The organism is Agromyces sp. CCNWLW203 (assembly GCF_036576125.1).
Taxonomy (GTDB): domain Bacteria; phylum Actinomycetota; class Actinomycetes; order Actinomycetales; family Microbacteriaceae; genus Agromyces.
Map to the genome: position 1 here is coordinate 26,376 of NZ_JAZHYX010000008.1, position 13,600 is coordinate 39,975.

Annotated in this window: 13 protein-coding genes; 6 read left to right on the plus strand and 7 right to left on the minus strand. The window is 70.3% G+C overall.

Going from position 1 to position 13,600, the window contains the following annotated elements:
• Window positions 1-161: 161 nt before the first annotated feature.
• The 7 genes from VPH61_RS16730 to VPH61_RS16760 all read right to left on the minus strand — a co-directional run bounded on the left by VPH61_RS16730 (window position 162) and on the right by VPH61_RS16760 (window position 7,158).
• Window positions 162-560 carry a DUF7144 family membrane protein gene (locus VPH61_RS16730; RefSeq protein ID WP_332064645.1) on the minus strand — a complete coding sequence of 133 codons (399 nt, stop codon included), beginning with the start codon at window positions 558-560 and terminating at the stop codon, window positions 162-164.
• Entirely contained in the window at window positions 561-977 is a 417-nt protein-coding gene (locus VPH61_RS16735; RefSeq protein WP_332064646.1) for a hypothetical protein, read from the minus strand.
• A 221-nt stretch (window positions 978-1,198) separates the two neighbouring features.
• Window positions 1,199-2,029 carry an ABC transporter permease gene (locus VPH61_RS16740; protein WP_332064647.1) on the minus strand — a complete coding sequence of 277 codons (831 nt, stop codon included), beginning with the start codon at window positions 2,027-2,029 and terminating at the stop codon, window positions 1,199-1,201.
• The gene (locus VPH61_RS16745) at window positions 2,026-3,057 is read right to left on the minus strand and encodes an ATP-binding cassette domain-containing protein (protein ID WP_332064648.1); all 1,032 of its coding nucleotides are present in this window, start codon (window positions 3,055-3,057) and stop codon (window positions 2,026-2,028) included. The genes VPH61_RS16740 and VPH61_RS16745 overlap by 4 nt, the downstream gene beginning before the upstream one ends.
• A 162-nt stretch (window positions 3,058-3,219) precedes the next feature.
• Window positions 3,220-3,882, minus strand: a complete 663-nt coding sequence (locus tag VPH61_RS16750) for a helix-turn-helix transcriptional regulator (RefSeq protein ID WP_332064649.1) — start codon at window positions 3,880-3,882, stop codon at window positions 3,220-3,222.
• A gap of 231 nt (window positions 3,883-4,113) precedes the next feature.
• Window positions 4,114-6,156, minus strand: a complete 2,043-nt coding sequence (gene recQ, locus VPH61_RS16755) for a DNA helicase RecQ (RefSeq protein WP_332064650.1) — start codon at window positions 6,154-6,156, stop codon at window positions 4,114-4,116.
• Between the two features lie 99 nt (window positions 6,157-6,255).
• A complete protein-coding gene (locus VPH61_RS16760) occupies window positions 6,256-7,158 on the minus strand; it encodes a MurR/RpiR family transcriptional regulator (protein WP_332064651.1) in 903 nt (300 codons plus the stop codon).
• An 88-nt stretch (window positions 7,159-7,246) separates the two neighbouring features.
• Here VPH61_RS16760 and VPH61_RS16765 point away from each other — a divergent pair, with 88 nt between their 5' ends.
• The 6 genes from VPH61_RS16765 to VPH61_RS16790 are packed head-to-tail and all read left to right on the plus strand — an operon-like array spanning window position 7,247 to window position 13,541.
• Entirely contained in the window at window positions 7,247-8,437 is a 1,191-nt protein-coding gene (locus tag VPH61_RS16765; protein ID WP_332064652.1) for a C45 family peptidase, read from the plus strand.
• Entirely contained in the window at window positions 8,434-10,080 is a 1,647-nt protein-coding gene (locus VPH61_RS16770; RefSeq protein WP_332064653.1) for an ABC transporter substrate-binding protein, read from the plus strand. The genes VPH61_RS16765 and VPH61_RS16770 overlap by 4 nt, the downstream gene beginning before the upstream one ends.
• 2 nt (window positions 10,081-10,082) lie before the next feature.
• Window positions 10,083-11,033, plus strand: coding sequence for an ABC transporter permease (locus VPH61_RS16775; RefSeq protein WP_332064654.1), 951 nt, complete (start codon window positions 10,083-10,085; stop codon window positions 11,031-11,033).
• Window positions 11,030-11,887, plus strand: a complete 858-nt coding sequence (locus tag VPH61_RS16780; protein WP_332064655.1) for an ABC transporter permease — start codon at window positions 11,030-11,032, stop codon at window positions 11,885-11,887. The genes VPH61_RS16775 and VPH61_RS16780 overlap by 4 nt, the downstream gene beginning before the upstream one ends.
• Window positions 11,884-12,672: an ABC transporter ATP-binding protein gene (locus VPH61_RS16785; protein ID WP_332064656.1), complete on the plus strand. Its 789-nt coding sequence runs from the start codon at window positions 11,884-11,886 to the stop codon at window positions 12,670-12,672. Before VPH61_RS16780 ends, VPH61_RS16785 begins: the two co-directional genes overlap by 4 nt.
• A complete protein-coding gene (locus VPH61_RS16790; protein ID WP_332064657.1) occupies window positions 12,669-13,541 on the plus strand; it encodes an ABC transporter ATP-binding protein in 873 nt (290 codons plus the stop codon). The genes VPH61_RS16785 and VPH61_RS16790 overlap by 4 nt, the downstream gene beginning before the upstream one ends.
• Window positions 13,542-13,600: the final 59 nt, after the last annotated feature.

Below are 13,600 nucleotides of genomic sequence, written 5' to 3' on the forward strand. Positions count from 1 at the left end.
GGCTTGCCTCCACGGTAGGTCGAGGGTGGTCGACGGGGAAACCCTGCGTCCGTGCCCTACAAACGGGCGCTGCGGCGTGTCGAGCACCACTGTGAAGACCCTACAAACCCCGCCGTCGGCATCCATGGGATACCGACAATGGCCTCAGCTGCGGAAGGACCTCAGTTGCGGAAGAAGGCGTTCGCCCGACCCGACCAGAGGATCGCCAGCACGATCACGGAGATAACCACGCTGAAGTACTCGCCGATCGCTCCCGCCGGGTAGGCGATCGCGAGGAAGATCGAGCTCGCGATCGAGAGCACCTGCAGGATCGTGATGAACAGGCGGGCGCCGGAGCTGCCGCGCAGCAGGGCACCCGCCACTGCGATGACCACGACGCCGATGAGAATCGAGATGATGGCCGAGGCGATGAGCTGACTCGCGCCGCCGAACTGCTCGACGGTCGCCGCGACGCTCGTCTGGAAGAGCAGGATCGTGCCGCCGATGACGTCGAGCGCGCCCGAGATCCACGTGAGCACCGCGATGAACGTGACGCCGCCAGGGCGGCCGACCGGGTTCACTCAGGCCTCCGGCTGCCGGCTGCCGAAGAACACGCTCGACTTGTGCCCCCAGAGCAGGAACAGCACGACGAGCGAGACGGCGATGCCGAGCCACTCGCCCACGGCTCCGCCGAGGTAGGCGAACGCGAGGAACAGGGAGCCGATGATCGAGAACACCTCGACGACCGTGATGATCATGCGCGACACCCAGCTGCCGGTGAGGAGCCCCGCGGCCACCGCCACGACGATGAGGCCGAGCACGATCGAGCCGATCGCGGCGGCGTAGAGCGGGCCGGTGCCGCCGAGCCCGTCGACGACGGATTCGACGCCCGCCTGGAAGAGCAGGATGGTGCCCGACACGATGTCGAGCGCTCCCGCGATCCACGCGAGGATCGCGACGATGGTGACGCCCATCGGCCGAGCTGCCTGATCGGTCATGCCGAACCCCCTTTGCCCCGTGCACCGTCGACGCGGCGCCCCTGCGCTGATGCTAGTGCCGTCGGGGCACGCGTGTCTCGATTTCGACCGGGTCGGGCACAGAATCGCTCGATCGCCCGGCCATCCGGAACGCTCGGCGGTAGCGCGCCGGCACGGCCGCATCCCTCGATGCGGCCGTGCCGGCGGGTGCACCTCGGCGTGCGCGACGGCGTGGGCGCCGGCTACGCGCTCCGCTGATAGACGCGGAACGCGCGCGTCGCCGCCCAGGCGAGCACCGAGGTGAACACAGCGAGCAGACCGAGGTGGCCCCACACGCTCGCCCAGTCGGGGCTCGCGTCGAGCGCCTCACGGCCGGCCACGACGGCCCACTCGAACGGGTTGAACCGCGCGACGCCGGCGACCCAGTCGGCCGACAGGCTCGTGTCCATGAGGGCCGAGCTCAGGAACATGAGCGGAATCGTGATGAGCTGCGAAATGCCGATCAGCACGTTCTGGTTGCGCGCGAGCAGGGCCGCTGCGTTCGACAGTGCCGAGAACGACGCCGTCAGCAGCATCGCCGCGAGCAGCAGGATCAGGATGCCGCCGAGTCCACCGTCGAACCGTGCGCCTCCGAGCCAGGCGACACCGAGCACGATGAGCGACTGCACGAACGTCAGCAGCGCCTGGTAGACGAGCGTCGCCGTCATCATCGCGCCGCGACTCGTCGGCGAGGTGAGAAAGCGGTCCATGACGCCGCGGTCCATGTCCTGGATGTAGCTCGTGCCCGCCCAGGCGCTGCCGAACAGCGCCATCATCGTGACGATTCCCGGAGTGAGGAACTCGAGGTAGTTGTCGCCCCCGGTGAAGCCCGGGATCTCGACGACCGAGGTGAAGAGCTGGCCGAACAGCAGCAGCCAGATGAGCGGCTGCACGACGTTCATGACGATGAACGCCGGAATGCGCACCACCGCGCGCAACTGCCGGAGCGTCAGGTAGGCGGTGTGCCGGAAGAAGCTCGGCCGCATGTACTCGGTCCGCGTCGCGACGGGGACCTGGTTCGTGAGCGTGGTCATGATGCGACCTCCTCGAGATCGGCGCGGACATCGGCGGAGGAACCGGCGTGCACGGCGGCGAAGGAATGCCCGGTGTGGGCCAGGTAGACATCGTCGAGGCTCGGCCGCGACACCGTCGCCGATGCCACGGTGACGCCCTCGGCGTCGAGCGCCGTCAACACGAGCGGCAGCGCGGCGCCGCCGTCGTCGACGCGGGCGCGCACGGCACGCCCCTCGGCTGCGACCTCGCGGAAGCCGCCGAGACGGCTCAGCATTTCGAGCACCCGCGAGACGACGGATGCCTCGTGCAGCTCGATCACCACGGCATCGCCGCGCAGCTCGCTCTTCAACTGCTCAGGCGTGCCCTCGGTCACGACGCGGCCCGCATCGACGATCGCCAGCCGGCTCGCGAGCCGATCGGCCTCCTCGAGGTAGTGGGTGGTCAGCAGCACGGTCATGCGCTCTTCGCGAGACATCCGCTCGATCTCGGCCCACATCTCGGCTCGCGCCTCGGGGTCGAGCCCGGTCGTCGGCTCGTCGAGGAACAGCACCTGCGGGCGATGCATGAGGCCGATCGCGACGTCGAGCTTGCGTGCCATGCCGCCGGAGTAGGTCTTCACCTGGCGCCGGGCCGCGCCGGTGAGCGCGAACCGCTCGAGCAACTCGCCCGCTCGGCTTCGCGCGGCACGGGTCGACATGCCGTGCAGCTGGCCGGCAAGCACGAGATTCTCGACCCCCGTGTCCATGGGGTCGGAGACCTGCTTCTGTGCCACGAATCCGATCGCGCTTCGTGCGCGGCCGGGGTGGCGCGTCACGTCGATGCCGGCGACGGTCGCGATGCCGGAGTCGGCGCGAGAGAGGGTCGAGAGGATCTTGACGGTGGTCGACTTGCCGGCGCCGTTCGGCCCCAGCAGGCCGAAGACCGTGCCCTCCTCGGCCTGGAACGTGAGCCCGTCGAGGGCTCGGAGCGCGGGCTTGCCGCGCCCCTGCGAATAGGTCTTGACGAGATCGGCGGCCACGAGGGCCATCCCGTCGGGTGATGCAGCCATGAGGCTCTCCTTCGGTGGGGAGCCGTTCGGTCGTGAGGGCGCGCCGATAGAATGACGGTACGCACTGGGATGGATTCGATTCACGTTGAACGACTCGGTTGCGAGATGGCTCGGGTGTTGCCGCATCCGGGCCATCGATCTGTGTTCTGTTCTTGCTGCTGGTCAGTGCTGCTGCTGGTCTGCGGCTCCTTCCGCCAGGTAGTGCGCGAGCTTCGCCTCGAGCTCCTCGGCGCTCGCGCCGGACTCGATCAGCTCGTGCATGGCCCGCCACGCGTCGAGCCCGCCGAGCTCGCCCGCCTCGAGGCGCTCGAGCATGCCCGCGACGAACTCGCGCTCGGCACGGGTCATGGCGACGCGGTAGTGGAACTCGACGAGGAACAGCTCGGGCAGGCCGAGCTCGTCGGACTGCTCGGCGAGCTGCGCCCGCGAGGCGAGCTCGGCATCGAGCCGCTCGAGGCGCTCGCGCAGGAGCGCGATGGTCTCGTCGGGCGCGAGGAGCGCGATGAGCGAGAGGCCCGACTCGAAGGCCGGGTACTCCTTGACCGGCACCGCGATCAGCTCCCGCATCCAGTCGTGCGCCTCGGCTCGGCCTGCGTCGGTGATGGCGTACACGATGCGCTCGGGTCGATTGCCCTCGCGCTCGACGCGCGCCTCTTCGATGTGGCCGTGCTTCTCGAGCGACTTGATGATCGCGTAGAGCGAGCCGAAGTTCAGCTTGATGCTGTCTTCTTTACCGCGCTCGCGCAGGGTCGTGGTGATCTCGTAGGGGTACATCGGGCGCTCCCACAGGCTCGCCAGCACTGCGAGCGCGAGCGGGTTGGTCACCGGTCGACGCGACATACTCACCTCCAAATACTTTGTTCAGAGTATATCGCGAGTGAGGGTTCGTCAAGGGCTGCGGATGCCGCGGCACCACGCCTCCTCGTCGCGGAAGCGAGGAACGCCGGGGGGGTGCCGACAACCCGCGGGCACGTGGGCGCGGCGCGCGCGGGCACTCGGGCACGCGCCTCGTCGCAGAGGCGTGGGCCGGCTCGCCAGACCCGGGCGGGCGCCGGCTCAGGCCGAGGCCACGACCGAGAGCAGCGCCTCGCCGTAGGCCTCGCGCTTCTTGGCGCCGATGCCCGTGATGCCGTCGAGGTCGGCGAGGCTCGCGGGCTTCGCGACCGCGACGGCGCGCAGGGTCGCGTCGCCGAAGACGATGTACGCCGGCACGCCCTGCTCTTTCGCCTCGCCCGCGCGCCAGGCGCGGAGCTGCTCGAAGAGCTCGACCTGCGCCGGTTCGAGGTCGGCGGCTGCCGTCGCGGCCTTGGGGCCGCGCGAGCGCGTCGCCCGCTCGGGTTCGGTGCGGAGCTTCACGACCCGCTTGCCCGAGAGCACGTCGGCCGCGGCATCCGTCACCGTCAGGGTGCCGTACTCGCCGTGCGTCGCGAGCAGGCCCTGGGCGAGCAGTTGCCGCACGACCCCGCGCCACTGCTGGTCGCTGAGGTCTTGGCCGATGCTCCAGGTGGCGAGCGCGTCGTGTCCGTACTGGCGCACGCGCGGCGTCTCTTTGCCGCGCAGGATGTCGACGAGGTGACCAGCGCCGAACTTCTGCCGGCGCTCGCGCTGCAGGCGCACGATCGTCGACATGAGCTTCTGCGCGGGCACGGTGCCGTCCCACGAAGCGGGCGGCTCGAGGCAGGTGTCGCAGTTGCCGCACGGCTCGCTCGGCTGACCGAAGTAGCCGAGCAGGTTCTGGCGGCGACACTGCACGGTCTCGCAGAGGGCGAGCATCGCGTCGAGGTGCTGCGCGAGACGACGACGGTGGGCGAGGTCGCCCGGGCTCTCATCGATCATGCGGCGCTGCTGCACGACGTCTTGCAGTCCGTAGGCGAGCCACGCGGTGGCGGGGGCGCCGTCGCGGCCGGCACGACCCGTCTCCTGGTAGTAGCCCTCGACCGACTTCGGCAGGTCGACGTGGGCGACGAATCGCACGTCGGGCTTGTCGATGCCCATGCCGAACGCGATCGTCGCGACGACGACGACGCCCTCTTCGCGAAGGAAGCGCTCCTGCGTGCGACGCCGCACCGCAGCGTCGAGTCCGGCGTGGTACGGCATCGCGTTGACGCCGTGCTCGGCGAGGTAGGCGGCGATCTTCTCGGTGCTCGCCCGCGAGAGCGCGTAGACGATGCCTGCGACGGGGTTGCCGGCGGCGTCGCGCCCCTCGCTGCGGATGAACTCGAGCAGCTGCTTGCGCACCTCGAGCTTGGACTCGATGCGGTACTGGATGTTCGGCCGGTCGAAGCTCGAGACGAAGTGCTCGGCGCCCCCGAGGCTCAGCCGCTCGGTGATCTCGCGGTGGGTCGCCTCGGTCGCCGTCGCGGTGAGGGCGATGCGGGGCACGTCGGGCCAGCGGTCGGCGAGCTCGGAGAGGGCCAGGTAGTCGGGCCGGAAGTCGTGCCCCCACTGCGCGACACAGTGGGCCTCGTCGATCGCGAAGAGGGCGATCGACCCCTGCTCGAGGAAGCGCTTGGTCGCCTCGTTCCCGAGCCGCTCGGGAGCGACGTAGAGCAGGTCGAGCTCACCGGCGAGGTAGGCCCGCTCGACTTCGGCCCGCTCGTGCGACTGCTGGCTCGAGTTGAGGTAGGCGGCGCGCACGCCGTTGCGTACGAGCGCGTCGACCTGGTCGTGCATGAGCGCGATGAGCGGCGAGACCACGATGCCCGTACCCTCGCGGAGGAGCGACGGGATCTGGTAGCAGAGGCTCTTGCCGCCGCCGGTCGGCATGAGCACGACGGCGTCACCGCCGCCCGCGACCTGGGCGATGATCTCGGCCTGTTCGCCGCGGAAGCTGTCGTAGCCGAAGACGGTGTGGAGGGCCTCGGCGGCCGAGGCGAACCGTGCTGGCGCAGCAGCGCGATGACCCGCCGCGACGGTCGCCGCCGAGCGGCCCGTCACCGAGCCGGGCGCACCCGGCGAGCGCTGCTGGGCCGTCGTTCGCGAGCCGCCGAACGGGGCGTCGTCGACCGGCGGCACCCACTCGTCGTCGGGCGGCGGGGCGAGCTCGTCGGGGTCCCACGGGACCTCGTCGGTCCAGGCGGGTTCCGCGTTCCAGCTCATCCGTCGAGTCTAACGAGCGCCGCCGACGGCACCTGCCGCGGAGCCCGCAGGCGCCGTTGCGGGCTCGCGCCCCGACTGTCGAGGAGGAGTGGGCTCAGCTCAGTAACCGAGGCGCGAGCGAAGCACCGTGAGCGCGTGCGACGTCTCGACCGCGAGGTCGGGCGCGAGCGCCGAGACCGACTGCGCGAGCACGTCGGCGACGAGGATCGAGGTCAGCACCTCGGCGGTCAAGCCGGTCGGCGTGTGCGGTGCGGTGAGTGTGACCGCCACCCTCGGTGCGAGCCGCTCGCGGAGTTCGTCGGTGACGAGCACGGTGTGCGCGCCGACCTCGCGCGCCCGCCCCACGATCGCCTCGATCTCGGAGTTGACCCGCCCCGGCGCGAAGAGCACCACGACATCGCCACTCCGAAGCGGCAGCAGTGCATCTGCCAGCCGGAACCCGTCGGCGTCGAGGTGGCGGGCCGACCGGCCGGCTCGGCCGAGCCGAAGGCAGAGGTGAGCCGCCGCGACGGCCGAGGCGCCGACACCATAGGCGTACACCTGACCGGCTCGGGCGATGAGCGAGGCGGCGGCGGTGACGTCGTCGACCGAGAGCGCCTGCCGAGCGAGTTCGACCTGGTCGCGCGCCTCGTCCCAGACGCTCGCGGCGATGCGCCCGGTGTCCTCACCGGCATGGTCGAGCCGCTGCCGCACTCTTTCCTCGGGCGAGACCGACTCGGTGAACGGCGCGGCCACCTGGCGCTTGAGGTCGGCGAGTCCCGCGTACTCGAGCTTCTGCAGGGTGCGGATGACGGTGGCATTGCTCGTGCCCGTCTCGGCACCGAGCTCGGCGGCCGTGGCGAACAGCAGCCGCTCGGCCGGGCTGCCGGCGAGGAGCCCGCCGACGGCCTGCTCGGCTCTGGACAGCCCGCTCCACGCGCCGCGCACCCGCGTGCGCAGCTCGATCACACCGGGATTGCGCGTATCGGTTGTTACAGATTGCAGGTCGTGTGTATCATTCATTCCACGAGCATCCTATCTCGTAACGATCATTCCAACGAAGACGCCGGTGATCCACATGCTAACCGGCGCAGAGAGAACGTCGCCGGACATGAGCACCACCATCCGCACGATCGAGATCAGCGGCGCCCCGTTCGAGCGCGGCGTGCAGTACGGCGAGGCCGCCGCCGACCTGATCTCGTCGGCCATCGAGTACTACGAGGCGGCCTTCGGCCAGCAGGCCGGACTCACCTGGGCCGAGGTGCGCGACCAGGCCGCGAGCTGGCTCCCCGCCTGCCGCGATGCGGCACCCGACATCGTGCGCGAACTCGAGGGCGTCGCCGCCGGCAGCGGGCGCGACCTGCTCGATCTGATGGCACTGAACCTCCGCGGCGAGATCATCTACGACCAGGGCTCGAACCGGCCCCGGCAGCAGGTCGACCCCGAGGAGGAGCGTGACTCGAGCGACGGCTGCACGAGCTTCTCGCTCACCGGCACGGCGGCCGGCGACGGTCACACCTATGCCGGCCAGAACTGGGACTGGCGCGCCGGCACCCAACACACCGTCGTCGTCGTACGGATCGTGCAGGACCCGTTGCCGACGCTCATCATGCAGCTCGAAGCCGGCCAGATCGGCCGCCACGGCGTGAACTCCGCCGGTATCGCGCTGAACGCCAATGGACTCGGCGGCCGCTTCGGCGCTTCGGTCGGCCTCCCCCAGACCTTCATCCGGCGCATGACGCTGAACCAGAGCGAACTGCCCGACGCGATCAACACGCTCGTGCGCACGAACGCCCACATCTCGAGCAACGCGCTGCTCACCGACCGCTCGGGCTTCTCGATCGACCTCGAGATCACGCCCGACGGCATCGACTGGCTCTACCCCGACGATGGCCAGCTCGTGCACGGCAATCACTACCAGGCATCCGTGCCCCCGCAGCTCGCCGGCCACTACCGCCCGGTCTCGGCCGACTCGCTCTTCCGCGTGCCGCAGGCACGATCGGGCCTCGCGCGCGTGCGCAACACCGACGGCCGCGACGAGACCCTCGCCGGCATCCGCGCGGCGATGAGCGACCACCTCGGCTACCCCGAATCCGTCTGCACCCACCCCGACGAACGACGTCCGGCGGTGCGGCAGTGGTCGACGCTCCTCTCCAGTTGCGTGGACCTCACGACCGGCGACTACTTCGTCACGAACGGAACGCCGTGCGACCACCCCTATGAGATCCTGCCCTGGAACGCCTTCGACGGACCGGGCTCCCGCTTCACCACCCCCACCCTGCCAATGGAGGCACACCGATGAACATCAGCCACCGACCCAGACGAACCGCCTGGTTCGCGATCGCCGCGGGCGCGGCCATCGCCCTCACCGGATGCACCGCCGACGGCGGTGACGCGCCGACCGCCCCGGTCGCCGACATCCCGTTCGGGGCGACGACCCCCGCGGCATCCGGGCCCGTCGACTCGGTCACCTGGATGCTCCCGGCCGAGCCCGCGACCTTCGACTTCGACATCGACAGCGGCGCCGCCGAGAACACCGTGTTCGCGAACGTCTGCGAGCGACTGATGGCCGTGCAGCCCGACCTGACCACGGTGCCGCACCTCGCCGAAAGCGCCGAGTGGGTCGACGACACGCACGTCGTGTTCACGATCCGCCCCGATGCGACGTTCCACGACGGCAGCCCCGTCACCGCCGACGACGTGCTGTGGAGCATGCAGCGCCACGCGGCAGAGGGCGCCGACGAGTCCGACGAGTACGCGAACGTCACCGCGATGGAGAAGACCGGAGCGAACGAGATCACCGTCACGCTCGCGCAGCGCGACGCCATCTTCATCCAGGCCATGGCCGGCAACGGCGGCATGGTGCTGAACCCGCGCGTCGTCGAGGCGCAGGGTGAGAGCTTCGGCGCCCCGGGAACGCCCGACGCCTGCTCCGGGCCCTACACGCTCGGCGAGTGGAAGCCCGGCACGAGCCTCACGATCGAGAAGGCCGAGAACTACTGGGACGACTCGCGCGAGGTGCTCGCCTCCGAGGTCGTGTTCCGCTGGGCCGACCAGTCGGCCGTCGTGAACGCGCTGACGGCGGGCGAGGCCGACGGCTCGTACCTCGACTCCCCCGCCTCGGCGATCCCCCTGCAGTCCGTCGACTCCGTCGCGCTCGCTCAGGGACCGTCGACCAACGCGTGGGTGCTGCTCGCGACCGAGCGCGGCGCGCTCGCCGATGAGCGCATCCGCCAGGCCCTCTCGCTCGCCCTCGACCGCGCCGGCATTGCCAAGGCCGCGTTCGGCGACCTCGCCGAGCCGTCGAAGACGCCGATCGGCTCCGGCGCCTGGGGCTACGAGCACGACGCGTTCGAGGCGGCCTACGAGGCGCTCGAGGGCGCACCCGCGAGCCCGAGCGCGAGCGACCTCGAGGCGGCGAAGAAGCTCGTCGCCGAGGCCGGCGCACCCGACGAGCCCATCGTGATCGCGAGCGACGGCGGTTCCGTGCGCAACGTCGTCTCGAATGCGCTCGTCGCCGCGGCCAAGAGCATCGGCCTCGAGGCCGAGATCGCCACGATCCCGTCGGCCCAATACGGCGACTTCTACTCGGATGCCGATCTGCGCGGCCAGGCCGACCTGTTCTCCGACGAGTACTACATCTCGAAGAACGACCCCGTCGGCTTCTACAAGAACGGTGCATCCACCGCTTCGGTGAACTTCGTCGGCTTCGACGACCCCGAGTACGACGAGCTCGTCACCCAGGCCTTCGCGGCGACGGATGACGCGGAGCGCGCCGAGCTCGCGATCGAGCTGCAGCGCCGCTGGGTCGAGGCGACGCCGTGGGTGCCCGTCACGCAGAGCCCGTCGACGGTCGCCTACTCGTCGACCCTCACGGGTCTGCCGTCATCGGCCGCGTACCTCTACTACCCCTGGGCCGCCGACCTCGGCTCCGCGCAGGGCTGAACATGACGACGGCGCTCAGGCGGCTCGCGGGCATGGCCGTGACGTTGGTGGTGGCATCCTTCATCATCTTCGCGGCCATGTACGCGGCGCCCGGCGACCCGGTGACCTTCCTCATCGGCAATCCGGAGAACCTCACGCCCGAGCGCATCGCCGCCGTGCGGGCCGAGTACCACCTCGACGAACCCCTGTTCGTGCAGTACTGGCTCTGGCTGAGCGGCGCCGTCACGGGTGATCTCGGCACCTCGTTCCAGTACCACCAGCCCGTCGCGGCGATCATGTCGAGCCGGCTGCCCGCCACCCTGTCGCTCGTCGCCTACGCCGCCGTGCTGTTCACCGTCGCCGGTGTCGGCCTCGGCGTGTGGGCGGCGGTGCGACGGGGCCGGGTCGCCGACTCGGCGGTCGTCGGGGTGACGACCCTCGCGGCGTCCGTGCCCTCGTTCGTGGTGGGCATCGTGCTCGTCTCGTTCTTCTCGGTGCAGCTCGGCTGGTTCCCGGTGACGGGCGCCGGTGAGGGCTTCGCCGATCGGATGCATCACCTCACGCTGCCCGCGATCGCCCTCTCGGTCGGGGCGCTCGCGATCGTCAGCCGGGTGACCCGGCAGACGATGGTCGAGCAGTTCGACTCGGAGCACGTCGAGGCGGCGCGGAGCACGGGCCTCGCCGAGCGCCTCGTGGTGCTTCGCCACGTGCTGCGCAACGCGTGGGGGCCGATCATCACGATGATCGCCCTCGTCATCGCGAGCATGCTCGCGGGCACGGTCGTCGTCGAGAGCGTCTTCGGCATCAGCGGCATCGGCTCGCTGCTCGTCGACGCGATCAACACGCACGACTTCCCGATCGTGCAGGCGGTGCTGCTCTACATGGTCGTCGCCTACATGATCGTGACGACGCTCGTCGACCTCCTCCTGCCACTGCTCGACCCACGCATCGGAAGCCGGGTGAAGACCTCATGACCACGACCACGGCAGACGCCCTGCTGACCCGCACCGGCCTCGCCGGGCGACGGCGCGACCCGTTGTTCTGGATCTCGACCGGGTTCCTCGGCCTCGTGGTGCTCGTGGCCGCGTTCGCCCCGTTCATCGCGCCCTACGACCCCGAGGCCATCGACTTCGCGGCGATCTGGGCGCCGCCGAGCCTGGCGCATCCGCTCGGCACCGACCAACTCGGCCGCGACCTCCTGTCGCGACTGCTGCTCGGCACGCGTGAGAGCCTCATCGGCCCGTTCCTGCTGCTCGTCGGCGCCACGGTGCTCGGCGTCGCGATCGGCATCGTCGCCGCGTGGAACGGCGGCTGGATCGACGTGCTGCTCGCACGTATCACCGACGTCATGTTCGCCTTTCCCGGCCTGCTCTTCGTCGTGCTCGTCATCGCCGTCTTCGGCGAAGGACCGGCGACGGCGGTCGTGGCGCTCGCCCTGGCCTACGCCCCGGTGATCGCGAAGTTCACGCGGAGCATCGCGCTCTCCGAGCTCGCCCGGCCCTACGTCGACGCGTATCGCGTGCAAGGCGTCGGCGGCGGGGTGATCGCGGCACGGTACGTGGTGCCGAACATGGCTCCGGCCCTCCTCGGCTACCTCGTCGTGCTCTTCGGCGAAGGCCTCATGGGCCTCGCCACGCTCAGCTACCTCGGCTTCGGCGCCCAGCCGCCGAGCTCGGAATGGGGTCTGATGGTGCAGGAAGGACAGGACGGCATCGTGCTCGGCCACTTCGGCCCGACGCTCGTGCCCGGTCTCGCCATCTCGGCCGTGGTCGTCGCCGTCAACATCGTTGGCGTACGACTCTCGGAGCGGATGGGGGCTCGCGCATGACCGCGCCACTGCTCGACATCGTCGATCTCTCGCTCCACTACGGCGACACTCGAATCCTCGACCGGGTGAACCTGCGAGTCAGCGCCGGTGAGACCGTCGGCCTGGTCGGCGAGTCGGGCTCCGGCAAGTCAAGCACGGTTCGAGCGGCGTTGCGCCTGCTGCCGCCGAACGCACGGCTCGAGGGCACGGTGCGCATCGGTGGGCGCGAGGTGCTCGCAGCCGATGCCCGTGAGTTGCGCGGCATCCGCTCGACCGAGGTCGGATTCATCCAGCAGGACCCGCGGGGTGCTCTGAACCCGGTGCGACGCATCGGCGACTCGCTGACGGAACGGCTCGTGCTCGTGCACGGCGTCGGCCGGGCCGAGGCGAAGCGCCGGGGGCTCGAGCTGCTCGAGGCGGTCGGCATCTCGCGCCCCGAACTCCGGTTCCGCCAGTACCCGCACGAGCTGTCGGGCGGCATGCTGCAACGAGTGGTGATCGCGGCCGCGCTGACCACGGAGCCCAAGCTGCTGCTCGCCGACGAGGCGACGAGCGCGCTCGACGTCACGACGCAGGCAGAGGTGCTCGCGATCCTTCGCGACCTGCAACGCGAACGCGGTCTCGGGGTGCTCTTCATCACCCACGACCTGCACCTCGCGGCCGCCTACTGCGACCGTGTCTCGGTGATGCTCCGCGGCGAGATCGTGGAGGAGCTCGACGGCGCCGACCTGTTCACCGGGGCGACTGAGCCGTACACGAAGTCGCTGCTCGAAGCGGTGCCGACGATCAGGGAGGCTCGCGCATGAGCGACGTCAGGTCACCACTCGTCGTGGCACACGGGCTGCGGCGCACGTTCCAGCCCGGCGGGCGCCGCGATCCCGTCGTCGCGGTCGACGACGTGTCGTTCGAGATCGAGGCGGGCGGGTCGCTCGGTCTCGTCGGCGAGTCCGGGTCGGGCAAGTCGACGATCGCCCGCATCCTCGCGGGCCTCGAGCGGGCGGATGCCGGGAGCCTCACGCTGGGCGGCGCGGATCGACTCGTTCGCAGCCGCGGGCGGCAGGCACGTCTCGAGCGCGCACGTCAGGTGCAGATGGTCTTCCAGGACCCGTACGGGTCGCTCGACCGTCGTCTCACGGTGGAGCAGACGCTCATGCACGCGATGCGACTGCACGGCATGGCGACGCGTGCCGAGGCACCGGCACGCGTCGCCGAGCTGCTCGACCGGGTGCGGCTGGCCGCGAAGCACGGCACGCTGAAGCCGCACCAGTTGAGCGGCGGCCAGCGCCAGCGTGTCGCCATCGCGCGGGCGATCGCCGTGGCGCCTTCGGTGCTCGTGCTCGACGAGGCGGTCTCGGCGCTCGATGTGTCGGTACAGGCCCAGATCCTCGAGCTGCTCGGCGAGATCAGACGCGACTCGGGCATCGCGCTGCTCTTCGTCAGCCACGACCTCGCGGTCGTCGACGAGGTGACGGATCGAACCCTCGTGCTGTTCCATGGAGGCGTCGTGGAGGAGGGCACCACCCACGATGTGCTGCGGGCCCCTCAGCACGCGTACACCCGGCTGCTCGTCTCGTCGGTCGCCGGACCGGGGTGGGATCCGCACGAGGTGATCGGCCGGCGTTCGGCATTCGAACGCAGTCGCGAGACATTCCGACCTGACGAGGCGCGAGGCTGAGGCCTGGCGCCACGTACGAAACGGGGGCGAGCGGATGTCGCATCCGCTCGCCCCCGTCG

Coding starts and splice junctions, on each gene's coding strand:
- VPH61_RS16735 (WP_332064646.1), bottom strand. CDS start 977: ATGACCGATCAGGCAGCTCGGCCGATGGGCGTCACCATCGTCGCGATC.
- VPH61_RS16740 (WP_332064647.1), bottom strand. CDS start 2,029: ATGACCACGCTCACGAACCAGGTCCCCGTCGCGACGCGGACCGAGTAC.
- VPH61_RS16745 (WP_332064648.1), bottom strand. CDS start 3,057: ATGGCTGCATCACCCGACGGGATGGCCCTCGTGGCCGCCGATCTCGTC.
- recQ (WP_332064650.1), bottom strand. CDS start 6,156: ATGAGCTGGAACGCGGAACCCGCCTGGACCGACGAGGTCCCGTGGGAC.
- VPH61_RS16760 (WP_332064651.1), bottom strand. CDS start 7,158: ATGAATGATACACACGACCTGCAATCTGTAACAACCGATACGCGCAAT.
- VPH61_RS16765 (WP_332064652.1), top strand. CDS start 7,247: ATGAGCACCACCATCCGCACGATCGAGATCAGCGGCGCCCCGTTCGAG.
- VPH61_RS16770 (WP_332064653.1), top strand. CDS start 8,434: ATGAACATCAGCCACCGACCCAGACGAACCGCCTGGTTCGCGATCGCC.
- VPH61_RS16775 (WP_332064654.1), top strand. CDS start 10,083: ATGACGACGGCGCTCAGGCGGCTCGCGGGCATGGCCGTGACGTTGGTG.
- VPH61_RS16780 (WP_332064655.1), top strand. CDS start 11,030: ATGACCACGACCACGGCAGACGCCCTGCTGACCCGCACCGGCCTCGCC.
- VPH61_RS16785 (WP_332064656.1), top strand. CDS start 11,884: ATGACCGCGCCACTGCTCGACATCGTCGATCTCTCGCTCCACTACGGC.
- VPH61_RS16790 (WP_332064657.1), top strand. CDS start 12,669: ATGAGCGACGTCAGGTCACCACTCGTCGTGGCACACGGGCTGCGGCGC.